We start from the raw sequence: 2150 nt of genomic DNA, 5'->3' as shown, positions 1-2150 counted from the left end.
GTATCAACGGCGGTTGGAGCAACCTGGTGGCGGGAAACGTCATCACACACGGATCCGGCGCGGCTTTTCGCGTTGATGACGGTACCGGTAGGGGTTGGCGTCCGCCATGGGCACGCCCTAATCGCATTGAGGAGAATGTTGTATCGGTTGACGGTGACAGCGGCGTTGTAGCGTATGTCAACGCTCCCGATCTTGGGCTTGGATTTGTGCAATTCGCGCGCAACCGCTACAGCGGCAACTTGAACGACAAGAGCTTCAGGATACATCCGCAGATCATGCGTTGGGGAGAATTTGGCAGTCTAGGAGATCTTCAGAAGGCTGGAGAGGACACCGGAAGCGTAGTCGCGCCGCCCGAGTAACAAAAGGCGCCGCGACGAGCGGTGTTCTGCGGCGATCAAGTCCGCAGCTATGGCGACTTATAACACCCTTCAATCATGGCGTGCACGCGCTGTTGGTCACCGCCGCAGGCAGGAACGGTGACGAGATGAGCGTGGCGAGCCGATTTCAAAGCGAAATTCCAACCCTTGCCCAACTCGTATCCCGAGCGAGAGATCTGGTAGGGTGGGGCAGGTTTCCCGATAATGGGCTGGGCATTATTGGCAGCGAGCTCTCTCAGCACCTCTGCACTGAGCGTTCCGCGAACTTAAAGATGGCGATTGCAGCCTTCCTCGGCAGAGGGATGGGCCACGCATCAGACGGGCCAAAGGTCATGAAAACTGCAACGCGGTAGGGAGCCTGCCGAGCCGTCGAATGATCGATCGCGTCAAGGTGAAGGCCCTTTGACCGTCCAGGTGAAGCCGCGGCCAGATCCGTTCGAAAATCCTGCTAGCCTCAAGCGTTCCGCCTGCTCAGGGGGCAGGAATTCCCTGATGACTATATGGCACATAGCCGTTGGAACTTAGATCTTTCCGCAGCTGGTTGGTTCTGTCGGACATCCCTGAACGCTCGCCAGCCGGGGGCCTTCATCTCGCCTATTGGGTTGACCATGTCTCTCCCCCGGCTTTGTTCGCGCTCAAACCTCACTAGCTTTGATCGCGCTAGAGTGAATAGCTTCTGCGGCTCTGCGCGGGTCGAAGCGCTATTTCGGGCCAACGGTCATCAAAAAGAGCAAAATGGTAAGCGGTGGGGTACATAGACTTACTTCGAATATTGTACGTCATCGCGGCATAAGACGTAAATATGAAATCTCTTCTACGTCCAATAGCTGGAGCAGCAAGTATGGAGGCAATCGGCCTGCCGGGATATTCTGATGACAGTTTCGATCGCGAAAGCGTAGGTCATGGGAAAGCAAACAGCGGGCAGCAGCCAAACTTCAGCTCTTCATCCAAAGGGCTCCTTAGGATGGGCGAATGTCCTTGGTGTTCGCATTTCGGCAGTCAATCTCAAAAGCGCGACTGGATATATTCAAACAGCGATCGAAGACGGCAGGAAGGAATATGTGTGCGTTCGCGACGCACACGGCATCGTCCGCTGCCAAGATGATCCCGAGCTCCGGTCGATACATAACCGGGCGTTCCTCGTAACCCCTGAYGGCATGCCGCTTGTTTGGGCGCTGAGACATGCTGGCCATGTGGAAAGCGACAGGGTCTATGGACCGGATCTCATGTTATCCGTTTTCGATGCCGGCAGCTCCAAGGGCTTGCGCCACTTCCTTTATGGCGCAACGGCCGAAACGCTCGAGCAACTGCAGGCGCGCCTTCTCGCAAAATTTCCGCAAGCACGGATCGTCGGCTCCTATGCGCCGCCTTTTCGCAAGCTGTCGACGCGGGAGGAAACGGATATTGCTGACCGGCTCAATCGGTCGGGCGCCGATATCATCTGGGTCGGGCTGAGCAGTCCCAAGCAGGAACTCTGGATGGCGCGCATGCGCGATAGTCTGGAAGCATCGATGCTCATCGGTGTCGGAGCCGCATTCGATTTCCACGCCGGCCTCAAGCGGCAGGCTCCAAGGTTCATTCAAAGAAGCGGCTTCGAATGGGCGTTTCGTCTTTTATGCGAGCCGCGACGGCTGTGGCGGCGCTATGCGCTCGTCGTGCCGACCTTCATCTCACTGACGGCATTCCAGAAACTGGGGCTTCGGAAGTTTCCGATCGAAGACAAGGTTTTTGGATCAAGCGCGCCAAAAGAAGCAGCTGCAAAGGTGTAAAGCC

1 protein-coding gene and 1 pseudogene are annotated in these 2150 nt (G+C 56.7%); both read left to right on the top strand.

Annotated elements, in window-relative coordinates; all coding sequences use genetic code 11:
• Positions 1-359: pseudogene (locus tag AC1D1Z_RS36655) on the top strand (right-handed parallel beta-helix repeat-containing protein); the annotation flags it as partial.
• A gap of 920 nt (positions 360-1279) precedes the next feature.
• Positions 1280-2146, top strand: a complete 867-nt coding sequence (locus AC1D1Z_RS36650) for a WecB/TagA/CpsF family glycosyltransferase (RefSeq protein WP_130660548.1) — start codon at positions 1280-1282, stop codon at positions 2144-2146.
• Positions 2147-2150: the final 4 nt, after the last annotated feature.

This window comes from Rhizobium sp. P1_E1 (assembly GCF_056406015.1).
This window is presented reverse-complemented; position numbering and strand designations above follow the sequence as displayed.